13 protein-coding genes are annotated in these 21,387 nt (G+C 39.6%); 5 read left to right on the top strand and 8 right to left on the bottom strand.

Annotation, left to right across the window (positions count from 1 at the left end):
• Positions 1 to 193 precede the first annotated feature (193 nt).
• Positions 194 to 1,351: a benzoate/H(+) symporter BenE family transporter gene (locus KZZ04_RS09965; RefSeq protein WP_219422627.1), complete on the bottom strand. Its 1,158-nt coding sequence runs from the start codon at positions 1,349 to 1,351 to the stop codon at positions 194 to 196.
• A gap of 353 nt (positions 1,352 to 1,704) precedes the next feature.
• Here KZZ04_RS09965 and KZZ04_RS09960 point away from each other — a divergent pair, with 353 nt between their 5' ends.
• Both KZZ04_RS09960 and KZZ04_RS09955 read left to right on the top strand, forming a co-directional pair.
• A complete protein-coding gene (locus tag KZZ04_RS09960) occupies positions 1,705 to 2,403 on the top strand; it encodes a hypothetical protein (protein WP_219422626.1) in 699 nt (232 codons plus the stop codon).
• A gap of 159 nt (positions 2,404 to 2,562) precedes the next feature.
• Complete coding sequence (locus KZZ04_RS09955; protein WP_006793508.1) at positions 2,563 to 3,306, top strand: reprolysin-like metallopeptidase; 744 nt, start codon at positions 2,563 to 2,565, stop codon at positions 3,304 to 3,306.
• Between the two features lie 150 nt (positions 3,307 to 3,456).
• Here KZZ04_RS09955 and KZZ04_RS09950 read toward each other — a convergent pair whose 3' ends face one another.
• Positions 3,457 to 4,680 carry an alkaline phosphatase family protein gene (locus tag KZZ04_RS09950; RefSeq protein ID WP_219422625.1) on the bottom strand — a complete coding sequence of 408 codons (1,224 nt, stop codon included), beginning with the start codon at positions 4,678 to 4,680 and terminating at the stop codon, positions 3,457 to 3,459.
• Positions 4,681 to 4,871: 191 nt separating this feature from the next.
• Here KZZ04_RS09950 and dgt point away from each other — a divergent pair, with 191 nt between their 5' ends.
• Together dgt and KZZ04_RS09940 are read left to right on the top strand one after the other, a co-directional pair.
• Positions 4,872 to 6,338, top strand: coding sequence for a dGTPase (gene dgt, locus KZZ04_RS09945; RefSeq protein ID WP_219422624.1), 1,467 nt, complete (start codon positions 4,872 to 4,874; stop codon positions 6,336 to 6,338).
• Between the two features lie 170 nt (positions 6,339 to 6,508).
• The gene (locus KZZ04_RS09940; RefSeq protein WP_219422623.1) at positions 6,509 to 8,092 is read left to right on the top strand and encodes a cell surface protein; all 1,584 of its coding nucleotides are present in this window, start codon (positions 6,509 to 6,511) and stop codon (positions 8,090 to 8,092) included.
• A gap of 968 nt (positions 8,093 to 9,060) precedes the next feature.
• Here the strand turns inward: KZZ04_RS09940 and KZZ04_RS09935 are convergent.
• On the bottom strand, positions 9,061 to 10,128 hold the full coding sequence (locus KZZ04_RS09935; RefSeq protein ID WP_219422622.1) for a DUF1570 domain-containing protein: 1,068 nt from the start codon (positions 10,126 to 10,128) through the stop codon (positions 9,061 to 9,063).
• A gap of 483 nt (positions 10,129 to 10,611) precedes the next feature.
• On the opposite strand from KZZ04_RS09935, the gene KZZ04_RS09930 reads away from it, so the two are divergent.
• Positions 10,612 to 13,764 carry a DUF3427 domain-containing protein gene (locus tag KZZ04_RS09930; RefSeq protein WP_219422621.1) on the top strand — a complete coding sequence of 1,051 codons (3,153 nt, stop codon included), beginning with the start codon at positions 10,612 to 10,614 and terminating at the stop codon, positions 13,762 to 13,764.
• On the opposite strand, the gene KZZ04_RS09925 is transcribed toward KZZ04_RS09930, so the two are convergent.
• The 5 genes from KZZ04_RS09925 to KZZ04_RS09905 all read right to left on the bottom strand — a co-directional run bounded on the left by KZZ04_RS09925 (position 13,761) and on the right by KZZ04_RS09905 (position 21,345).
• Positions 13,761 to 14,930 (bottom strand): alpha/beta hydrolase, encoded by a 1,170-nt coding sequence (locus tag KZZ04_RS09925; RefSeq protein WP_219422620.1) that lies wholly within the window; start codon positions 14,928 to 14,930, stop codon positions 13,761 to 13,763. The genes KZZ04_RS09930 and KZZ04_RS09925 overlap by 4 nt on opposite strands.
• Positions 14,931 to 14,938: 8 nt before the next feature.
• The gene (locus KZZ04_RS09920) at positions 14,939 to 15,379 is read right to left on the bottom strand and encodes a hypothetical protein (RefSeq protein WP_219422619.1); all 441 of its coding nucleotides are present in this window, start codon (positions 15,377 to 15,379) and stop codon (positions 14,939 to 14,941) included.
• Positions 15,380 to 18,622, bottom strand: coding sequence for a hypothetical protein (locus KZZ04_RS09915; RefSeq protein ID WP_219422618.1), 3,243 nt, complete (start codon positions 18,620 to 18,622; stop codon positions 15,380 to 15,382).
• Positions 18,623 to 19,213: 591 nt separating this feature from the next.
• Positions 19,214 to 20,749, bottom strand: coding sequence for an HNH endonuclease (locus KZZ04_RS09910; protein WP_219422617.1), 1,536 nt, complete (start codon positions 20,747 to 20,749; stop codon positions 19,214 to 19,216).
• A complete protein-coding gene (locus tag KZZ04_RS09905) occupies positions 20,746 to 21,345 on the bottom strand; it encodes a class I SAM-dependent methyltransferase (RefSeq protein ID WP_219422616.1) in 600 nt (199 codons plus the stop codon). The genes KZZ04_RS09910 and KZZ04_RS09905 overlap by 4 nt, the downstream gene beginning before the upstream one ends.
• Positions 21,346 to 21,387: the final 42 nt, after the last annotated feature.

Here is a 21,387-nt window from a genome sequence, read left to right as displayed (position 1 = left end):
ATTGTAAATAACAAGAAGCTGCCGCTTCTAACGTGAGCAAGCTCTACGTCTACAAAAATAAACTAAAACACCGCTTGTCACTTTAACTGCTCATTTACTCCTCATTTGCTTCTCTTTGTGCATTAAAGATCTAAAAGCCCATTACTCAAAAAAAGATTAGAGGCGATGCTATTTTACTTAAACCCCACCATTATTAACCCTTACGAGTGATCATCACGGTACACACTCCTGCAATAATTCCCCAAAAAGCAGAACCTACTGAAAACAGCGTTAAATCAGACGCCGTCACCAAAAACGTCACTATTGCAGCCTCAGTATATTGCGAACCCGTTAACGCCTGCTGCAAACTATTAGCAATAGTGCCAAACAAAGCTATGCCCGCCAAAGCTAAAATAAGTGCTTGCGGTAAACTTGCCACCAACCCCACTAAAGTTGCAGCACACAACGCCATTAAAATATAAAACACACCGCCCGCAATACTTGCCCAATAGCGTTTATCCGGGTTTTTATCGGCCTCATCACTCATACAAATAGCCGCCGTAATCGCGGCTAAATTAATTGAATACGCCCCAAACGGCGCACAAAGCACATTCACCAGCCCCGTAACATTAAGCGATGACGAAATAGGCGCCTCATAATTGTGTGCCTTTAATACCGCAATACCAGGCAAATTTTGAGACGTCATGGTCACAATATATAAAGGTAAACCAATGCTTATACAGGCTTGTACATTAAACGAAGGGGCAATATAGGTAAAGTGGCTCATTTTCCACTGTAACGCGCTGGTATCTATGTAGCCAAATTGCCACGCTAATAACACACCAACAATTAATACACTTAACATCGCAAAGCGCGCAAAAAAGCGCTTACCCACAAAATAAACCAACACCATTAGCCCTATAACTAAGGGCATATCGTTCATAAAATTAAATACATCTATACCAAAAGTAACCAGCACACCGGCCAACATAGCACAGGCAAGCTCAATGGGTATTCGGTTCATTATTTTTTCAAACCAACCCGTAATCCCCGACAAAAAAACCAACAACGCGGCAAACATAAATGCCCCAACGGCTTCGTTCAAGTTATACCCTTGTGCGCTTGATATAAGTAATGCGGCTCCGGTGGTCGACCATGCAATTAAAACAGGAACTTTGTAATAGTACGATAATCCAATTGAGGTTGTTCCCATTACTAAACCTAGCATTAAAATCCAGCTCGCTACTAAATCGGGCGTTCCGCCAAGGGTGATCACAACCTGATAAATTAATGCAATAGAACTTGCAAAACCAATAATCACTGCCACTAATCCAGCTGTTACTCGGTTAAGTAATTGATCTGAAAACGTCATAAGTCCCTCTTGCATTTATTTTTATGCAAACAACATACGTTGCTCAATTTCACATTGCAATTGGCTATTAGTGTAAGAATCGTGAATTATTTTCATTTTTATTTTAAAAAATTTTACACCTTCAAATTATTGCACTTTAAAAAACAAACAAGTACCTATAAAAGCGCCACAGGCCCCATAAAACCTACAAAAAGCAATACCTAAAATGTACTAAAAACAACCTAAGCATTACTTAACAATAACTTAAAAAACAAAAAACCAATACATTAATACTAAACAAGCAAACTTGATCTAATCACTCACTTAGTATAAAAGTAACAAATAGTTAACCAAAAACACCAAAAGAGAAACAAATGAAGCGTTTAATCATTGCTGCCGTTGCTACTGCGGTACTCGCATTCGCCATTTACAAAGTAGTAATTGAGACCAATAAAGCCGAGGAGCCTATTGCCCCAATCGCAATCGATTTTGTACCTATTGATCTGCAAAAAACACGCACAACCAAAGCACCAGCGCCTATTGATATGAGCAAAGATCCGATAAAAGCAACGCCAAAAATAGAGCAAACAGCCCCTTTTGAAAGCTTTGACGCGGTGAATCGCTTGTCTGACCGTGCAAAAGCAGTACTTACCGATGCCAAGGTGCTGCCTACCGATCTTAATAACGAAGCCTACATAGAGTTTGACCTAGCCAGTTTACAGGCACTTAAAACAGGCGAAAATTTTGACCTAGCTATTCCACAAACAACCGAAACTTACACCGCCGAAGTCACTAACGTTATTGAGTCAGCCAATGGCGACAAAAGCATTTTTGGAAAAGTACTTGGCGTTGACGGACGTATGCACAACACGGTACTTACTGTTGGAAAAGACGCTGTATACGGCCAATTTACCGCGCCTTCTGGTAACTACGTATTTGAAAGCAAAGGCCAGTACGGCTGGATAGCAGCTAAACGCGATTTATATAAAAGCCATATTGAGCACAACGTGAGTGCCCCACAACCAAAAACCAATAGCGCTGCCGATATGTTTGCCCCTAAAACCGACGGCTAACTACCTATTCCGCTCGCTCAATTAAGTGCTATCGCGGATTACTAGTACCTAATTTTTTATATTAAGCCCCATTAAATGGCTGCTTAAGCGTGCTCGTTATGCTTAAGCAAAATTTAATAATAACTATATTAACCACTACAAGAGTAAGGAAATACAACAATGAAGAATGTAATCATAAAAACGGCAGTAGCCGCTGCATTGTGCGCTGCAAGCACAGCACAAGCAGAGACAATCGATATTGGTATTTTATATACCGACCAATCGGCTGCAGCAACCAGCAATATTAATACAAAAATTAACCAGCTGATTGCGTTTAGTAATCAAGTTTACAGCCAAAATGGTGTAGATATCACATTACGTTTAGTGGGTTCGCAAAACTTAGGCGACTACGCAATTACACCGTCTGAAGACTGGCTTAATGCAGTAACAAACAGCAGCTACGTAGATAACCTGCGTACAGGCTGGAAAGCCGATATGGTTGCAGTACTGGGTATGGGCCAAAGTGCAGGTGCTGGCTTAATTTCATGTGGTTTAGCATGGGTTGGACAAGGTACAAACGGCAACCTTTACAGCTCAATGAGCGATCGTATGTACTCAATCACGGCGATTGACTGTGGCGCAAGCACATTTGTACACGAGCTAGGCCATAACCAAGGTTTAGCGCATTCACGTAAGCAAGGTGATACGTCGGGTGGTGTTTATACAGACGGCATGGGCCACGGTGTACAAAATGAATTTGCAAGTATCATGGCGTACCCACAAGTATTTGGTAGTGCAACTCAGTACGATTACTTCTCTAACCCAAATTGGAGCGTAAACGGTATTCCTTACGGTATTACAAACCAGGCATACGCAATTCGTACTGTAACGGCAACAAAAACAAGTATTGCTAACTTTAAGTAAGTTAGTAAAAAGCGGGCCGATTTATTAGCCCGCTTACGTTATTTTGTTATTCCAATCCGTTTAATTAAGTGATTTATTTTAGCCCCTAAAAATAATCAAGTATTATTGCGGATTGGTATTAGTCCCTTTGGAGCGCGTTATGCGCTCTTTTTAATGCACAACCACCTTTTGCTTAATAGCCGGCATTAACGTTTTACCATCGCCATCTACTTTATTTAATAGCTTTAAGCCCATTACTTTTGCAAGCACCGGGTAAATGTCGAGGTTATTTACTTTTTCAAGGCTAACACCTTGTTTAAACGCAGGCCCAGTGGCAATAAACGTGGCCGCCATGTCGTCTGTGTAAGCATAACCATGTGTGCCAACATACGTCGATTTACCCTTACTTGTAAACACAGCCGGCGCGTTAGTTTGCGCAATAATATCGCCCACACGGCTCCCTTTATTATAATGATACCCAGCTAACTGCTCATCGGTTAACACTGTATAGCGGCCATTAGCCGCATCGCGCAAACGTGCTTTGTAATTGGCTATGTTAGCTGCGCTGGTTTCGGGCTTTGCGTATATAAGTAAGCGAGGCCCCGTGTTTTTAACTATAAAACCGTCATCGCTAGGTAACGTGTTTAGTAAAATACTTTCATTAGGATCAACAACCGCCATACCATGATCCGACACAATCACTAAATTCACATCCTGCTCTAGCTTACTCAAACGCGCTTGCAACTGCCCCATTAACGTATCGAGCTGTTTAACTGCATCGCGTGTTTGCGGTGCGTCGGGGCCAAATTCGTGCCCCATGCTATCTACTAACGAAAAATAACTAGCAACAAAGCGAGGGCGCTGCGCCTTAGGTAAGCTTAACCACTGAATAATTTGATCAACACGGCCTTGGTATTCACTGTGTTTAGAATAATGATAAAAATAGTCGGGGGTCATACCATTAAAACGCGCATCCGACTCAGGCCAAAAATACGCCGCCGACTTAAGCCCCTGCATTTTAGCTAAATTCCATAACGGAATACCCTTTACCCACGTGCTGTCGCCTAATGCTTTGCCCATACTGTAACATTCGTTATTACGCGCTTTGTCGCAAAATTTGTTATCAACAATGCCGTGATTTACGGGCAATAACCCAGTCACAATAGAAATATGGTTAGGAAACGTTTTAGTGGGGTAAACCGGTATTAACTTTTGTGCCCTTACGCCTTTTTCTGCCATGGCTTTTAAATTAGGTGCCCCGTGTTTTTCAATGTAATCCCATCTAAAACCGTCAATCGACACAAGCACTACGGTTTGCTCTTTTGCCGCAAACGCTAAATGACTAGTAAGCACCAAAGATGCCAATATCATTACCTTTAAAAACACATACTTCATTATAAATACTCGCCTACATTAAAATGCGTTAAATACTGAAAAATATAGCTTTATAATACAATTGAAGGGCCTTAAATGATACAAGCACCTGTACCTAACTCGTCTAGGTGTATATATTAACAAGTAAGTATTAAAAAAGAATGACACCGCGCACTTACTTTGCCAGTCGTCAACACCAAACAAGGACACCGATGACTATCGACTTTAGTAAAAAAATAACCCCCGCGCGCATGTACCGAACCACCTCTAATTTACAAATGGCGCTTGAAAGCGACCGTGGTCGCATAATGAACAGCGCCGCTATTCGTCGCTTACAACAAAAAACACAAGTATTTCCGCTAGAGCGAAATGCCGCAGTGCGTTCAAGGTTAACTCACTCGCTTGAAGTTCAACAAGTTGGCCGCTTTATTGTACAGCGTATTTTTGCCAACTTAAGCTACCAACAACAAACAGACTTTGGTTTAACCGACCTAGAGCGCCCGCTCGAAAGCCTAGTAGAAATGGCCTGCCTAATGCACGACATTGGCAATCCACCTTTTGGGCACTTTGGCGAAGCAGCAATAAACCACTGGTTTAATACTAATTTAGCCAGTGTTACCCCCGAGCGATGCCGCGAGCCAAATACCGGCATTGGTGTTATTTTTAAGCACTTAGCGCAAGACATTTGCAACTTTGAAGGCAATGCCCAAGGCATTCGTATTATTCATTCATTGCAAACCCTAAACCTAACTTACAGCCAAAGTGCTGGTATTTTAAAATACACCCGCCCAGCAGGGCTTGATATAAAAGACATACCCCAAAATAAAAACTACTTAATGAAAAAAGTAGGCTACTACTACAGCGAAAAAGCCTTTATAGAGGCATTACAAAACGAATTAACCATAGAGCCATACTGCCGCCATCCGGCCAGTTACATAATGGAAGCCGCCGACGATATATCGTACTGCCTAGCCGACATAGAAGACGCCGTAGAAAAAGGCATAATAACCATTGAGCTACTGTGCACTGTACTTAAAAATCACTATCAAAAAGTACTTATAAATCTAACCATTGACGACACAGACCACCAAGACTTTGTTAGCAAAGCGGTAGACTACGCACTCGAGCGAGGCAAAGCACAACCGTATAACTTTAATAGTGAATTTTTTATATACCTGCGTGTTGCTCTACTGCACCCGTTAGTTAACCATGCAGCCAAACGGTTTATAGAAAACATAGAACCCATTTATCACGGCGACTTTAACCACGCCCTACTAGAAGACCGAAGCCACTTGCACGCCGTAACACAAACGCTTAAACAAGTTGCCCTGGCGCATGTGTTTTCAGATAAAGAAGTAGAAAAACTTGAGCTACAAGGCTACAGAATCATTAACGGCCTACTCGACAGCTACAAACCGCTACTGCAACTAACAAGCGACGACTTTAAACGCGCCCTGAATGGCGACAAACGCCTACTCATCGAATCAAGACTCGTTAAAAAGCTCTCTAAAAAGCATTTAAATAGCTATCAACATGCCATAGACGCCATGCAAGAAGAGCCCGACCACTATGCAGCCTACGAGTTTTATTACCGATGCCGACTAATTCAAGATTACATTAGCGGCATGACCGACCAATTTGCTTACGACGAATACCGCAGCCTTATGGTAGTAAGCTAATACAAAATGGCGCCTACTTAGCGCCACTTAACAACCGCTGTTTAAGCGTTAACATTAAAACGAATTGGGCTTTGCCTTATTGGCTCGCTATTAAGCGTAAGGCTCCCCTAGATAATTTTTAATTTTACGCTTAAAATCAACTTATTAATGATTAAACGCTAACCACCCTTATGACCACTTTACTCACACGCCTGACGCTTTGTTTTGCCTTATTTTATAGTGTTAACAGCGCTGCTTATAACGAAGCAATGTGCATACTTATAAAGCAAGAAGTACAGCAATACAGTAATAACAAAACAAGCGAAAAATACCGTAAAGCGGCGCGTGATTACAAAAAAAATTGCAACAAACCTAAGCAAGTACTTACACAAGCTAAACCTATAGTAAAAGAGCCTGAACCCAGTGTAATAGTGACTCAACCACAACCAAACAGTGTGCAACCCGCTCCGGTTATTGAACCTGAAAGTCAAACAACCGATGGGCTAATAGACGAAAAAACGCTTAACTTAACCGATGAACAAAAGCAGCAAATTAGCGACATGATTGATGCTAATGCAAGCGAAGTAACCATTGATATAGAGCCTACACAAACAACCCCCGTTGAAGCAAACGAGCCTAAAAACACAGCTGACGACCAAACGCTTGCAGAGCCAGTTGCCACGCTAAAACCTGAACAAGCATCAGAAAAAACACAAGAAGCAGCGCCAATTAAAACAACAGAGCAAGCTGCACCCGTTATACAAAACCCAGAACCAACAGTCGCGCCGGTGATAAAGCCAGCGCCAGTGATTGCCCCGCAACCAGCGCGCGAGCAACCTAGCTCGTTATTATTACCAAGTTTTGTATTAGTGCTGGTTGTGCTTATTGGCGCAATGGTGATCATTCGTTTGCGCCGCGCAAAGCAAAGCAATGCTAACGCCGCCGTTACAACAGCAAATACGCAAATGCAAAATACACAAACCGTTGAAAAACAACCAACCGAAGTAACACCAGCGCTACAGCAACCAAAAACCACACATAATACACCGGCACCCACAGAGCAATTAGCCACCGAAACAGCCGAACCAACAGCGCCCGTTAATGACCCAATTAAAAATGAAACACCAAGCGAAGAAAAACCACAACCTAATACCGCCGAGTTTGAAGCCGCAGCCAAAACCACATTAGCGCGTATTAAAAACGCCAGCAGCTTTAACGAACCCCAAGTGCGCGACTTTGATCCAGATGCTAAACCTGTCAAAAAACAACGCAAGCACAGCCCAGTGAAACCAGAGCCGGCACCAGTAACGCCGGTCGAAAACAATAAAGAGCCCATAACACACACAGAAAAACCAGCAGAGCAAACACCTGAGCCACTGCCAACAAGTAAACCTACTACTTTAGATAAACCCGAATCAGATGCGCCTGCAATTAAAACCGAACACGACTTTAAAGAGCCCGAAGTACGTACGTTCGACCCTAATGCACCACTACCCGGTAAAAAGAAAAAACCACGCAATATAGAGCCGGCACAAACAATGCCCAAGCCACCAGCGCCAGAAAAAACACCTGAAACAAAACCCGACCTTACAGAGGCGGCACCTGAGCCTAAAAAAGCAGATAACAGCAACCCGTTTGCCAACCTATCGCTTGATGCAAGCTGGGACCCAAACTCAGCCGAAAAACCTAAAATAGAAGAAAAACAACGCGCCCCTAAATCACAAGCATTAATAGACGCAGAAGAACGCGCCAAAAAGTTACAAACAAAAGAGTAGCAACCTCACTCACTTCCCTTTTTACATCACGGTTTTAAAAGCCAATGATTCACAAAGAGGGTAAGAGCCGCTGCGCTTTTAGAAAAGTGATCAAGTGACTCGTGATTAAAAAACCAATAAATCAAATGACTTGGCTCTTCTCATTTACTCCTCATTTTGTTCTCTTTGTGCATTATGGTCTTAAAGCAAATTAACCACAAAGGGGTTAAATTTACTGGTAGACGCGCAGCTTGCTGGCGTTAAAAGCAACGCTTTTACGTGGTTATAAAGTAATTGTTTCACCACCGAGAAGTGAAGGAGAAGACCAGTAAAAGTGACCAAACCAATCTTTTTAACTCTGTGTAGCGCAAAGCGCCTCGGTGCACTCTGTGGTGACATAAAAATCACTTAACCTTGTCATTTTGTCTGCTCATTTACTCCTCATTTTGTTCTCTTTGTGCCATTAAGGTTTTAAAAGCCAATGATTCACAAAGAGGTCAAGAGACGCTGCGCTTTAGAGGTAGGGATTAAGCGATTTGATAAATGGCTGCGTGTGCAAACTCGGCGTGTATAAAGATAAACTAAACATTGGTTTTGATCTTTTCATTTACTCCTCATTCACTTCTCTTTGTGCATTATGGTCTTAAAAGCAAATTAATCACAAAGGGGTTAAATTTACTGGTAGACGCGCAGCTTGCTGGCGTTTAAAAGCAACGCTTTTACTTATGCTATAAACGAAATTGTTTCACCACCGAGAAGTGAAGGAAAAGATCAAAAAAAGTAACTAACCAATCTTTTTAACTCTGTGTAGCGCAAAGCGCCTCGGTGTACTCTGTGGTAATATTTATTTTAAATAATAACAAGAAGCTGCCGCTTCTAACGTGAGCAAGCTCTACGTCTACAAAACCAAGCTAAATTCACTCTGGCTTCTCATTCGCTTCTCTTTGTGCATTAAAATTTGCCCCGCGCTTTTAAATCAACAACACAACTTAATAAACAGGAATAAACTCGCCCTTAACCTGCTGCGACGCCTTAAACCACACCAAATACGCCTGCTCGTAATCTATAAAATAGGTAGAAAGCGCATTTAAAATCACCTCATTCTCAAGCGTATTGCACGGATTTTTAGCCTCACCCTGCACAATCGCCTTTAACAATCTTCTGCCATGCTTATGCTGAATAAAAAACGCCACCCAATTATTCGCATTTGCGTATAAATCGCCACGGTAAGACTGCTGCTCCCACAACGATTCTGAATCAATTAACGATCTAAATTCCATATACGTTCGGCGCACACGCTTAGTAGGAATAGCAATAGCCCGATTAGTTTTATAAATCAGCGTATTTTCAAAAACTTCAGCTATTCCCTCGTTTAACCACCTAGGCGTACTGCCAATTAAATTAAAATTAATAACATGCATTGCCTCGTGTATGGCTACGCGCAAACTACCTTGCGGATCGGCCGGGTCAAACCTCACCAACGCCGTATTATTTTTACCAAAATAAATTCCCGCATTGTTGCTTGGTAAAGCCCCAAAGCGCGACACATAATCGTCGTAATAATGATTAGGTAATACAACCAAGTTCATTAAAATGGGTTTGTCGGGGTATAAACCAAATAAGTTTTGATACTTTTCGTATGCTTCAAATAAACGAATACGCAGCGTTTTATGGTAATCGCTATTTACATTAGGGGTAATTAATTTAACCGACGTATATGGCCCAATATCAAACGTTTCGCTAGTGAAATCGAGATTATCGTTTAATTGCGACAACTCACTTTGCGCGTATTCAAGTTCTTCTGGGTCGTGCACCAACTCGCAACTATTTTGTTGTACTGGAGCAGCTTTAGGCTGGGCTTTAGCTTTATTGGCTACATTACCAACACGCTTATTATTAACAGTTTCAGTAGTATACACATGCGTATAACTCTCAGCACTTTGGGCTTTATGCGTGTCATTATTTACTACAATCACAGCGGTATTAGGTTTATAAAAAAAGTGTAAAATCAGCAGTATTACAGCTAACAACACTACATGACGTGTTTTTATTTTCATTAAATTAGCCCGGCATAATAGTTAAACCACAATACTTAAAAAATAAAACTCACACCAGAGCTAACGCTAAAAATAACTAAAGTGTCATGGTTATTAGATTATAAACATAATAATTAATTTGCGGGCGCAAGGATTGCTTGCGCGAAAAGCGCAGCTTTTAAATTGTGTTTACTTTTATCGCGTTGGCGATGGCAACCAAAGAGAAGTAACCGCCGACTTCTCTTTGGAATCTCTCGGCGCCCCGAGGATCACACTGTTTCCTCAATTTAAATTAATGATATGAACGTAAACGCGATGAAACACGTCCGTGTGTAAGCTTCGCTTAACGCGCATCCATGCTGTAAATTACTCATCATTAATTCAATTTCGGGTGTTATCACGGGGGAATTGTCTTAGCATTGGTCTTTAATTCAATAATGAGTTAATGCTTGTTTACATTGCATTTTTTAGTAAACTGAATGCTCGCAAACAGGGAGCGATTTAATGCAACAGATTGGTATTTACGAGCAGTTAATTACGCAAGTAATTGAGCAAAATTTAAATCGTGACCAATTTTATGTGGGCGAACGCCAGCTGGAATCGGCAGAGGCGGCTACGTGGCTTTCGCGCTTTTTAGGTAAGCTAGTTGAACATGCCATTGATGCAATCCCTAATTCAAAAAAGCGCTTGGAAGAACAAATTAACCTCGCAAACAGCCTTGTGCTTTGGCTTAAGGATCATATTCGCGATGACGAGCTGATCAATGAAAACCTTATTGACAGCCAAGGCCGAATACTTACCGCGCTATTTAATACCCAAAACCCTATTGCTGCCAATCTTAAAGATTACTCAAGTGATATATTTCCACTCACAGGGCTTACACAAAGCGAGTTATTCAGCGGTGCTAATGCAGGTATATCGCTTGAAACCGAGCTAAAGCGCGAGATTAAATCGTCCGATACAATTTACTGGCTTGTCTCATTTATAAAATGGACAGGGCTGCGAATTTTTAAAAATGAACTTGAAGCGTTTACTAAAAGCGGCAATAAACTCAAAGTTATTACTACCTCGTACATGGGCGCAACGGATGCAAAGGCGGTTGAGTTTTTAGCAAACCTACCAAATACCGAAGTAAAGCTAAGCTATAACAACCAGCAAGAACGCCTCCACGCAAAGTCGTACTTGTTTATGCGTAATACGGGTTTTCATACAGGATATATTGGATCTTCTAACTTATCGCATTCGGCGCTTACCAGTGGCCTTGAATGGAACTTAAAAATTACCGCGCAAGAAATACCGCACATCATAGCCAAAACCAAAAGTACCTTTGAAACCTACTGGCAATCGCCAGATTTCGAGTTATTTACAGGCAAAGCTGAATGTAAAGAAAAGCTCATTAATTCACTTAACGAGCAACGCGGAGTTGGCCAAGCAAGCAGCCAGTTTTATTTTGATATAACACCAAAAACGCACCAGCTAGCCATTTTAGAAAAGCTAAGCGTAGAGCGCAGCGTGCATAATCGCTTTAAAAACTTAGTAGTAGCTGCAACCGGCACAGGTAAAACCATCATATCGGCGTTCGACTTTAAAACCGTTTACGATAAAAACCCAAACGCACACTTTTTATTTGTCGCCCACCGAGAAGAAATACTAAAACAAGCGCAAAGCGCTTACCGTGGCGTGCTTAAAAATAACGACTTTGGTGAACTATGGGTGGGTAACTACAAACCGCAGCGCTATAACCAATTATTTGCGTCCATCCAAACGCTAAACAGCAAAATTGAATCGCTTAATTTAACCCGCAATTACTACGACTACATAGTGATAGACGAAGTACATCACGTAAGCGCTGCAAGTTATCGCGCTATATTAAATCACTTTACGCCCACAATATTACTTGGCCTCACCGCCACACCAGAGCGACAAGATGGCGCAAATATACTCGATGATTTTTGCGGTGTAATAGCCGCCGAAATACGCTTGCCAGAAGCAATAAACCAGCGTCATTTATGCCCGTTTCAATACTTTGGATTGGATGACGACACCGACCTAAGCCAAATAACATGGCGTGGTGGCCGTTACGATATAAGCGAATTAAGTAACCTCTATACAGGGGAGAACAGCCGCGCTAACAAAATTATATCCAGCCTTGCTGATATCGTAACCAATGTTCACAATATTAAAGCGTTGGCGTTTTGTGTAAGCCAAAAACACGCAGAATTCATGGCCTCTAAGTTTAACCTAGCAGGCATAAACGCTGATGTGCTTACTAGTAAAAACACTAATGAGCGTGCGGCCAAGCAGCAAGCACTGCGCCAAGGCGAAATACAAATACTTTGCGTGGTTGATATTTTTAACGAAGGGGTCGATATTCCAGAAGTCGATACCCTGTTATTTTTACGCCCAACTGAAAGCCTAACGCTGTTTTTACAGCAACTCGGCCGTGGTTTGCGTTTACCCGACAACAGCCAAAAACAGTGCTGTACCGTACTTGATTTTGTAGGAAATGCGCGCCCAGAGTACGACTTTGCCAGTAAATTCCGCGCACTCGTTGGTAAAAGTAATCAACCAATTAAAACCGAGATCGAAAACAACTTCCCGCATCTACCGCAGGGTTGTCGTATTGAGCTACAAAAACGCACACAACAAACAATATTAAAAAATATACAGCAAGCTATAAATTCTAAGCGCCGTTTACAACAGCTTATAAATAGCTATTCGCAACACACTAATGACGCGCTAACGCTTAGTAACTTTTTACGCATAAACCCACAAGTTACGCTTGAAGATATATACAAACCAAAAGATAAAAAACTCGGTGGCTGGCATTGGTTAAAAGGTGATGAAATACCCGCAGACCAAGCCGATATTTACGCCGCGTATTACCGCGCTATAAACACCCAATTACTCGGCTGCGACTCCCTCAGTTACTTATGCTTTTTACGTGATTTATGTAAAGACGACTTTAGTTTTACGCCAACAGCGCAAAACCAACAGTTCGCGCTTATGGCACATTACAACTTTTGGGATAGCACTGGCACAAGTTTAGGGTTTAAAACGCTTGAACAAAGCTTACAAGCCCTTAAACACAAAGAGCTACAGCATGAACTTGCTCAAGTAATCGCACTTTTAATAAACCGTATTCACCAGCAAGAAAGTGATTTAGTGTGTTTACCTAATCACGCAATCAAATTACACAGCCGCTACACACGTCAGCAAATACTCGCCGCATTTGGCGCACACTCGTTTGATAAAAAATCGACCGCCCGTGAAGGCGTTTTAGAATTTAAAAACCAAAACCTAGAGCTACTATTCGTAACACTTAATAAGTGTGAAAAAACCTACTCGCCCACCACGCTTTATCATGACTATGCAATCAGCCCTAGGCTGTTCCATTGGCAAACGCAAAACAGCGCCCGACCAGAACACGGCCGCGGCCTAAGCTATATTCAGCATCAACAAACAGGCAAAACCATCTTATTATTTGTGCGCGAACAAGGCAAAGACGAAAATGGCCGTACTATGGGGTTTGTAAACTATGGCGAAGTTAAATACCAAAGTCATAATGGCAGCCAGCCGATGAATATAACGTGGGAACTAACCAACCCCATGCCAAGTGAAATGTGGCATGAGGCAGGGAAACTGGCGGTTGGTTAATTAATAAACCAGATAAATAAACTCAGAAAAACAAAAGTATATATTAATATCCAGCGCCTTCTAGTCTTTGTGACAAAGCTGAATATAGCATCAGATATTCCAGCATCATCTCTATCATCTTTAGGGAAAATAGGCACCCCATGTATATATCCACACCACTCATTTATTGTAATTTCATTAAAAAAGCAAGAATGTCCACCTTTTAAATAACGGTTTGTAACAACACCGCTATGAGGTTTAAAACTTTCTACACCTGCCATCCCTAACCCTTTGGCAAAAAAATGAGAGAAAACTAAAGCCCAGTCATTAGAAGCACACTCGTTAATTATGTTTTTAATATTATGTTTCTGTATAGAAGATGACCAATCATAGTTTGAATTTAAAACACTTCCACATAAGATCACTTTATCTATATTAAGTCTGGTATTAAGAGCTTTTAAGCTTTCCGCAATCAAATATGTTCCGAAACTATGTCCAACCAAGCATATTTTTGCTTCAGGGTGTCTATTTGCTAGAAGGTTAATTTCTTTTGCTAAATTAGCTACTTCATATTCTCTTTTTCCTGATCTTAAAAAGTGAGTTATAGGGAAATGATGGTATTTATATGGTATGTGCTCAACTATCTGACTTTTTGTATATGACCTAAGAGCTTCACCTAATTTATTTTGCCAGCCACCAAAAGTTTGAATTCCATGAACTGAATATACAACAATATCATGAGATTTAATGCCAATTACTGATTGTTGTTTTAATTCAGCTCTTCTGAGCTCTACCTCTAACTCTTTACTCCAATCATCAGAGTCATGGCTGTATCTACAAGGTATAATTTTGCATCTCTTGAAAGTTTCTCCATTTTTCAAAATCGCCTCAGGAAATTCACTCATTACAAATATGGAGTTTGGTATGTTATATCTGTTTCTAGGGCTTAAAATAGAATCTTCAAGTTCAACTAGCAAGTCTACACCCGCATTTGGGGAAATCTCTTCGCATTGTTGTGTTCTATAAATATGAATATCTAATATGAGAAAATCGAAAGGTCTTTCTTGTAGTAACTCTAATGCTGCAGCTTTATTACTCACATCTGTGATTCTGAGCTCGCTAACATCAAGTTCTCCAAGCCTCTTTTTAATAGCTACTAATTTTTTAGGGCAATCTTCTACGATCAAAAAAGTAATCAAAATAAGCCCTCAATAATAACTTTTAGCTTTTCTTGCCAATCACCATCTTTAGAGGCGTAATAAATAACTCCTTTAACTATATCTTGATATTCTCTAGAAACATTTTCAGACAATGAATTTAGATTAACCTTATTCTGATGTTTACCAAAGGTATCGTATTGGGTTAAAACTACACAAGGCATAATTATCTCCCGATGTTTCATTATTTCTAATATATCTATGCCAGCAGTAGAAATTTTGTTTTCAATGGCTGTATCATCGAGTGGGAGTGTCATGTCTAAAATCAAAAAATCATATTCTTCTCTAAGAGCTCTTTTGCCATCTAAATAGTTAGTTTTGACTTCAATTTGTGAGGGCAATGAGCTTTTCAATGAAGATATATAATCAATAATTGACTTAGCTTTTTCCTCGTTGTCTTCAATAATTAGAAATCTCATTTAAATACCCTTTTGGATTTGAGCCAGATCATATGTAATAGATAGTTTAAAAGTCTTACTATCTTCGTCAACGTCGATATCTAACGAATTGTTAATTTTTAACTCATAAGTCAACATTTTTTTTACTTTAAATATACCACTTCCCGTACCTTTAGAAGCTCCATCGAGAATTTGATTTTTGCGAAGCGATTCTTTAATTCTTTCTATGAGTTCAATATTAATAGTGTCATAGTTGTTAATAATGGTTAATTTGCCTTTTCCTTTATTGCAAGTGTAACTCACCTTTAAATTGCACAGTTTTCCAACACTATTACTTTTTGCGGCATTTTGAAATAAAATTAGAAACATTCTAATAAATGTTGCGAGATACTCTCCATCATAATCGTACTCATTTAACGCAGTACGATTTCTACACTTAATTGATAACTCTAACGTGGGATGGGTTTCCCTTACAAACTCAAGGGCTTCTTCTATAGGAATCATTAATGAAAAGTCATCAGCTGATTTTTTTATAAAATTTAGCCATTCTGAAACCTCAAAAATCACATGATCAAATTGATTCCTTGCATGTTTTAAATTTTCAATAAAACTACTATTTATCTTAGGTTGTCTATCTAATGAATCAATTAGGTCTGCAATAAGCTTATCAACTCTGTCTTTTATATAAACGCGTAGTGTGACCGATCCTTCATGCATGGCTTCGCTAGTTTTCTTATTTAATAACTCTAATATGTAGTCAACCGTCAAATCTAAATCTCGGGTATCATTTATAAATTCAACAATTTCTAAAACATGAGCTTTTGAAATAGTTAATTTAAAAAGCTTATCTTTGTCATCTAAATCATTTGTAAACACATGTAGATACTTATTTTTCAGTCCATTTAATAAGGTATCTATTTGGTCAGAAAATTCTATAATTTTATCTTGGAAAAGCCTATAAGCATGAAATATTAAGTTATTTTTAGCGCTTTCTTTATAATCTATATTATCTAAATAATGATTATTCCTTTTTGTACAGATAACACCATTTGCTTCAAAAACAGCCCGCAAAGTTGGGACAATTCCATTATGTCTTATATCTGTATTTAGAGTATTATCCAAACCATACAATTCGTGTGTTGCATAAATATCTCTGATTTTTAATATAAACTCTTCTGCCTTTAAATATCCATCAGTAAACTCTACATTATCTAAATTTAATACATGTAAATCTTCATGAAGTAAGGATTCAAACTCATTTCCTAAATTACTTTTTGCAACGAGTTTAATCGCATCAAAGTTAATATTAACTTTTCCTTTCCCGAGCTTGTTTTTTACTAACTTTCTAGAATATTGAGATGTAAGATATTCAATATCATAACTAAGGGACTCTAAATCTTCGGTCTGATCTTTTATTTTTAATAGCAATAGTGCCCTATTTATAAAATCATCGAGATTAAGAATTTTAAGATCTTGCCTATTCAATACTCCTATTGTCATTACAGATGAAAATAAGTATATGACTCTACGATCAATTTCAATTATATCTTGAGCAGTTTCAAATTCATTTAAATAAAGGAAATCATCACAAAGTAAAGCTACTTTTTGAGCATTACATAATCCCATTATCTTTAAGACATGAGCAAAGATTGGTGTATTTATAGACTTTCTGTCTAGCTCTTTAGAGCTTAGGAGTGTTTCTTTAATATCGAATAGGGGCAGTCGCTTCAGAGTAATATTCTTGCTTAGGTATAGTTCCACAATAATATCAACCACTGAATTCACATTACCTAAAGCATGGTGAATTAAGACCGTCTTTTCTATTATCTCGAGTTCAAGATAGTTTGGAACACCAGTTATTTTTTCATATTTTCTTAATGCTTCAGAATAATCCCCGCTTTCATAAAGTTCATCACCTTTCCATTTTAGATATCTAAAACTAGGAACCTTAAACTTAAATGCATCAATATCTTTACTACCATAACCAGAACAAACACTCCCTATGATATCTATTTCTGGTCTAAATGGGTTATTAAAGTTAATTAATATATCAACGAGCCTATATTCCTTGTCTACAGATCTTTTACTACTATTTGTCATCTTTGACTTTAAAATATTTAATGCATATACAAAATCACTCTGTGTAAATTGGCAAATAACTCCATCTAAAATAGTTAAGCTATCTTCATCAAATGTTTTTGTAGCTTTAAAGCCGAAGTCTACTAATTCGTTAAAAACCCCTCCTCCAAAGCTTTCAGGATATTTATTGCAATAAATCAGAGACTTCACATAAAGCTCGATAAATACAACTTTGTAATTTAATGTATGAGTCATACCCTCAAATAATGATATAACGCTATTAAAATCGCCTGCAATATAACTTTCGCACATTTTGTGGTAATCAGACTGCTCATCATAAAAATGAGAAGTGTAATTTAAAATATTATTAACCTTAGGATCTTTAAGTGTATCTTTTATTTTAAACAAGTATTCAGTACATACATTAGAAAACGAGCAATCATTAACTATTGAGTAAGAAGCTGCTCGGATAAAACAGTTGTAAATATCAACAATATTCATGTGCAACATGAATTTAAAAATGTAACCGAAATTATATTTCTGGTTAATATCAAACTTAAATAAAAAACTTATAGAATCATAATCAATACTGTCTTTCTCTACACTATCGAGTATCGATTGAATCATAAACTCAAATCTTGAAGTAGACTTTTTAAAAAGCGACTTCTCCATTAAAAGTGTTGCTTCTCTGTTTTCGTATTCCGTAAACGTGATCTTTAAAGACTTTAAATATTTGTATATGTCTTCTTCTTTACCTAAGCGACTTAATAATGAAAACTTATTTTCTAAATACCAGTAGGAATATCCAAAAATTTCTTTTACCTGATCGACAAGAGCCAAAGCTGCTAAATATTCGCCTTTAAGAATATTCTCTTCTACCTGCTCTCTCAAAACTACATACTTAGAAATTTCCACAGCTTTGGATTGAATTACCTCTGCAGCCCAAAACAAATCATTTTTGAAACGCTCTCCATAGAAATACATTCTTTCATCAACTAAACGGCATTGGAAACGTTGCTTAGAGGGCACAATGTTTTGGCGAATAAAAGGGTTCTGTATTGTCTTCTTTAGAGATTTAATAAATACATTAAAATCATCAATATTTCTTAATGATTGATAATCAGTACCAATAATTGGGCGTTTAGTGTTGTGGCTCTTAGACCTTTTTTTCGGTTGCTTACTCATGAATACTCTTTCATTTCCAATTCTAATCTGCTCAGTAGCATTAGCAGTTGCTATTTAACTGCTGGAGCTACTATCAATATAGTTACAGCTTCTTTCTTGGGCTATGTACAAAAAATCGAACGACATAACTTATAGAGTTCGTTTTATATTTAAGTAAGCTCTCGCCTACATTCATAAACACCAATCTACCAACACACTCCAACTCCCCGTGATCACACCTGAAACTAAGTTAATGATGGGTAATCACTTGCATGGTTGCAAGTTAAGCCGTGACTTCGCCATGGATGGCGAATACACGGCGCTTACGTTCACATCAATTTTTAACTTGAGGACACAGTGTGATCCTCGGGCGCGCCGTGGGATTCCAAAGGGTGGTCGGCGGCAGCCGCCCTTTGGTTGCCATCGCCAACGCGATAAAACCTCGAATAGAGGTTTTTAATCCCTTAAAGTGCACACAGAAGCATCATTTATAAGCGCTGTATAATTACATTAACACATTCAAAGCTTCGCTTTGCACGCCAGCAAGCTGCGCGTCTACAAAACATGAACAAGCTCAGCGCCTGCAAGTAATAGCGCGATATAAAATCGCGACTACAAAACCACTTGTTTAAACCGCGCGAAGGTTCGCATGCTTTCATCTGCAATCATTACTTCGTAATCTGGGTTTTGAGCGATTAGCTCATATTGCCCATTAGGTAATTTATTAACTTTTCGCAGTAAATACTGCCCTTCCCCGCCTATATCATCTCGCTCTATCGCCACTATTTGACCGCGTAACGACCCTGCTTTATCGGAGGTTATAAGCTCAAGTAGCAGTAAATCACCATCAAGTATTGGGTGCTTACCGCCATTCATTGAGTTACCTGATGCGTGTGCTAAAAAATGCACTTGCGGATCGAGCTTGCCCGCGCCCAGTGGTGCGTCCATCAATTCCATATCGCTTTCATCCCCTGTTTTAAAATGCCCACAGGCAATTTTAATATTGGGAAAGTACGGTAGCTTTAATGTGTTACCACTCGATTTTAAACTAACGGCTGGTTCAGCAACTTGATTTAACTCAGGTTGTTTTGCTTGCGGGAAAGGCACTATGTCGGCAGTTAGTTTTGCTTCTTCAAAATGGTCTTTATTTGCAAGCCATAACTTTGCGTTATTGGCTTGTGCCACTTGATACGCCCAATTGCTTACCGCGAGAGATTTATCGGTATCGCAATGAAAATACGCGCTTAGTTCGTTACTAATAATTTGGCTGTTAACAACCAAGTTTTGATTTTGCCAGCGTTCGCGGTGTTGTTGCGCCGCTAAAAAGTCGCGTTTGTTGTTATTACATGCTCGGTGCGCGGCCACAAAATTATGGCCTAAATCGTTAGCGTAACGGGCAAACGGTATAAAGTGATCAACCTCAACATCGTTTTTCATTGGCTTTTGGCAATAAAAACACGTGTTTGATTGCAGCTCTACTAAAACAGGCTTTGCCTTGGTAAGTGCATTACGGTCTACCCCAAATAAAAACTCTTGCAGTTGGCTTTGCGGGCCAATTAGCGCTTGGTTGTGCTTTATACTCTGAATTTTTTGAAGCCATGCATTTTTAGCTAAGTACACAACTAAATCGTAAAAGCGCCTAAAGCAGCTCGCGATACCTGCATTTAGCGTAATAAATTGAGTGCTGTTTGTATGCGGGTATAAAAAGCATTCCTCTTGTTTGGCGAGAATTTGTAAGCGCCAAAGCGGCCCTGTTTTTAGTGTTGCCATAGCCGCATTAAATGTGGGCTTATAAAACGGGCTTTGCTTAAGCTGGCGAAAGTTACGTATGTTGTTTTGCTGGCATTCAAACAGTACGCTAATTACTTTTGATTGCGCGCCTGTATTTTGCTTAAGTAAGGCGCTTTCGCCGGTGTGCTCTGACGAAAACGGCATTGCATGATGCCAGTATAAGGTAATGAGTTTGTCGGCAAGGGTTGGCAACTCTATTACTAATTGGCTTTGCTCTGATAGCAACGGCTGTTCTACACATACATCAGCCAAAGCATGCAGCAATGCAAATTTGTAGGTTGCACTAAAATCACCCTCAACGAGCATGCGTTGAATATACGCAATAAAATCGAGTTGTTGCTGCATTGCGCCAATCATAAAACAGGCACAGCTTTAATTAACGCATTAAGCCACACTTCACTTTCGCGCTCTGGTCGTTGGTCGACCGTTTGCCATTGTTTTAGTATTTTAAGCTCGGTGTGGTGGGTAATTCGCGCGGTTAGGCCATCTTCATTTAAATCGGTAAATTCACGGCCATTATGCACGCGTTCTTGCGTGCCATATTTAAACGATACATACAAAACACCATTTGGTTTAAGCGCATTTTGTAGCTTTAAAAACACCTGCGGTAACTCTACTTTTGGTACGTGCAATAAACTAGCGCAGCACCAAATGCCATCGTATTTATTTATACACTCAAGCTGCTGAAAGGTTTTAACCGCTACAGGTTGCTGTAAGTAATTACTGGCTAACTTTGCAATCGCTGGGCTTGCGTCAAACGCGCTAACCGTAAAACCTTGCTGTTTAAAATACATAGCATCGCGGGCACTGCCACAGCCTGCATCTAAAATATGGCCGTGTTTAGGGATAAGCGGTAAAAACTCAGCGTAAAGCGCCGACATATCAACATTAAGCGTTGAGTCGCTAAAGGTTTGCGCGTTGTTATTGTAGTAAGTGAGTGTGGTACTTGGCACGATACACCCGCTCCTTGGCTAATCGTTTAACAGCTAAGCCGC

The organism is Pseudoalteromonas sp. CR1, assembly GCF_019392235.1.
Lineage (GTDB): Bacteria > Pseudomonadota > Gammaproteobacteria > Enterobacterales > Alteromonadaceae > Pseudoalteromonas.
This window is presented reverse-complemented; position numbering and strand designations above follow the sequence as displayed.

Bases quoted from the DNA above. Each gene is read 5' to 3' on its own strand.
- KZZ04_RS09965 (WP_219422627.1), bottom strand. From the start codon at position 1,351: ATGACGTTTTCAGATCAATTACTTAACCGAGTAACAGCTGGATTAGTG.
- KZZ04_RS09960 (WP_219422626.1), top strand. From the start codon at position 1,705: ATGAAGCGTTTAATCATTGCTGCCGTTGCTACTGCGGTACTCGCATTC.
- KZZ04_RS09955 (WP_006793508.1), top strand. From the start codon at position 2,563: ATGAAGAATGTAATCATAAAAACGGCAGTAGCCGCTGCATTGTGCGCT.
- KZZ04_RS09950 (WP_219422625.1), bottom strand. From the start codon at position 4,680: ATGAAGTATGTGTTTTTAAAGGTAATGATATTGGCATCTTTGGTGCTT.
- dgt (WP_219422624.1), top strand. From the start codon at position 4,872: ATGACTATCGACTTTAGTAAAAAAATAACCCCCGCGCGCATGTACCGA.
- KZZ04_RS09940 (WP_219422623.1), top strand. From the start codon at position 6,509: ATGACCACTTTACTCACACGCCTGACGCTTTGTTTTGCCTTATTTTAT.
- KZZ04_RS09935 (WP_219422622.1), bottom strand. From the start codon at position 10,128: ATGAAAATAAAAACACGTCATGTAGTGTTGTTAGCTGTAATACTGCTG.
- KZZ04_RS09930 (WP_219422621.1), top strand. From the start codon at position 10,612: ATGCAACAGATTGGTATTTACGAGCAGTTAATTACGCAAGTAATTGAG.
- KZZ04_RS09920 (WP_219422619.1), bottom strand. From the start codon at position 15,379: ATGAGATTTCTAATTATTGAAGACAACGAGGAAAAAGCTAAGTCAATT.
- KZZ04_RS09915 (WP_219422618.1), bottom strand. From the start codon at position 18,622: ATGAGTAAGCAACCGAAAAAAAGGTCTAAGAGCCACAACACTAAACGC.
- KZZ04_RS09910 (WP_219422617.1), bottom strand. From the start codon at position 20,749: ATGATTGGCGCAATGCAGCAACAACTCGATTTTATTGCGTATATTCAA.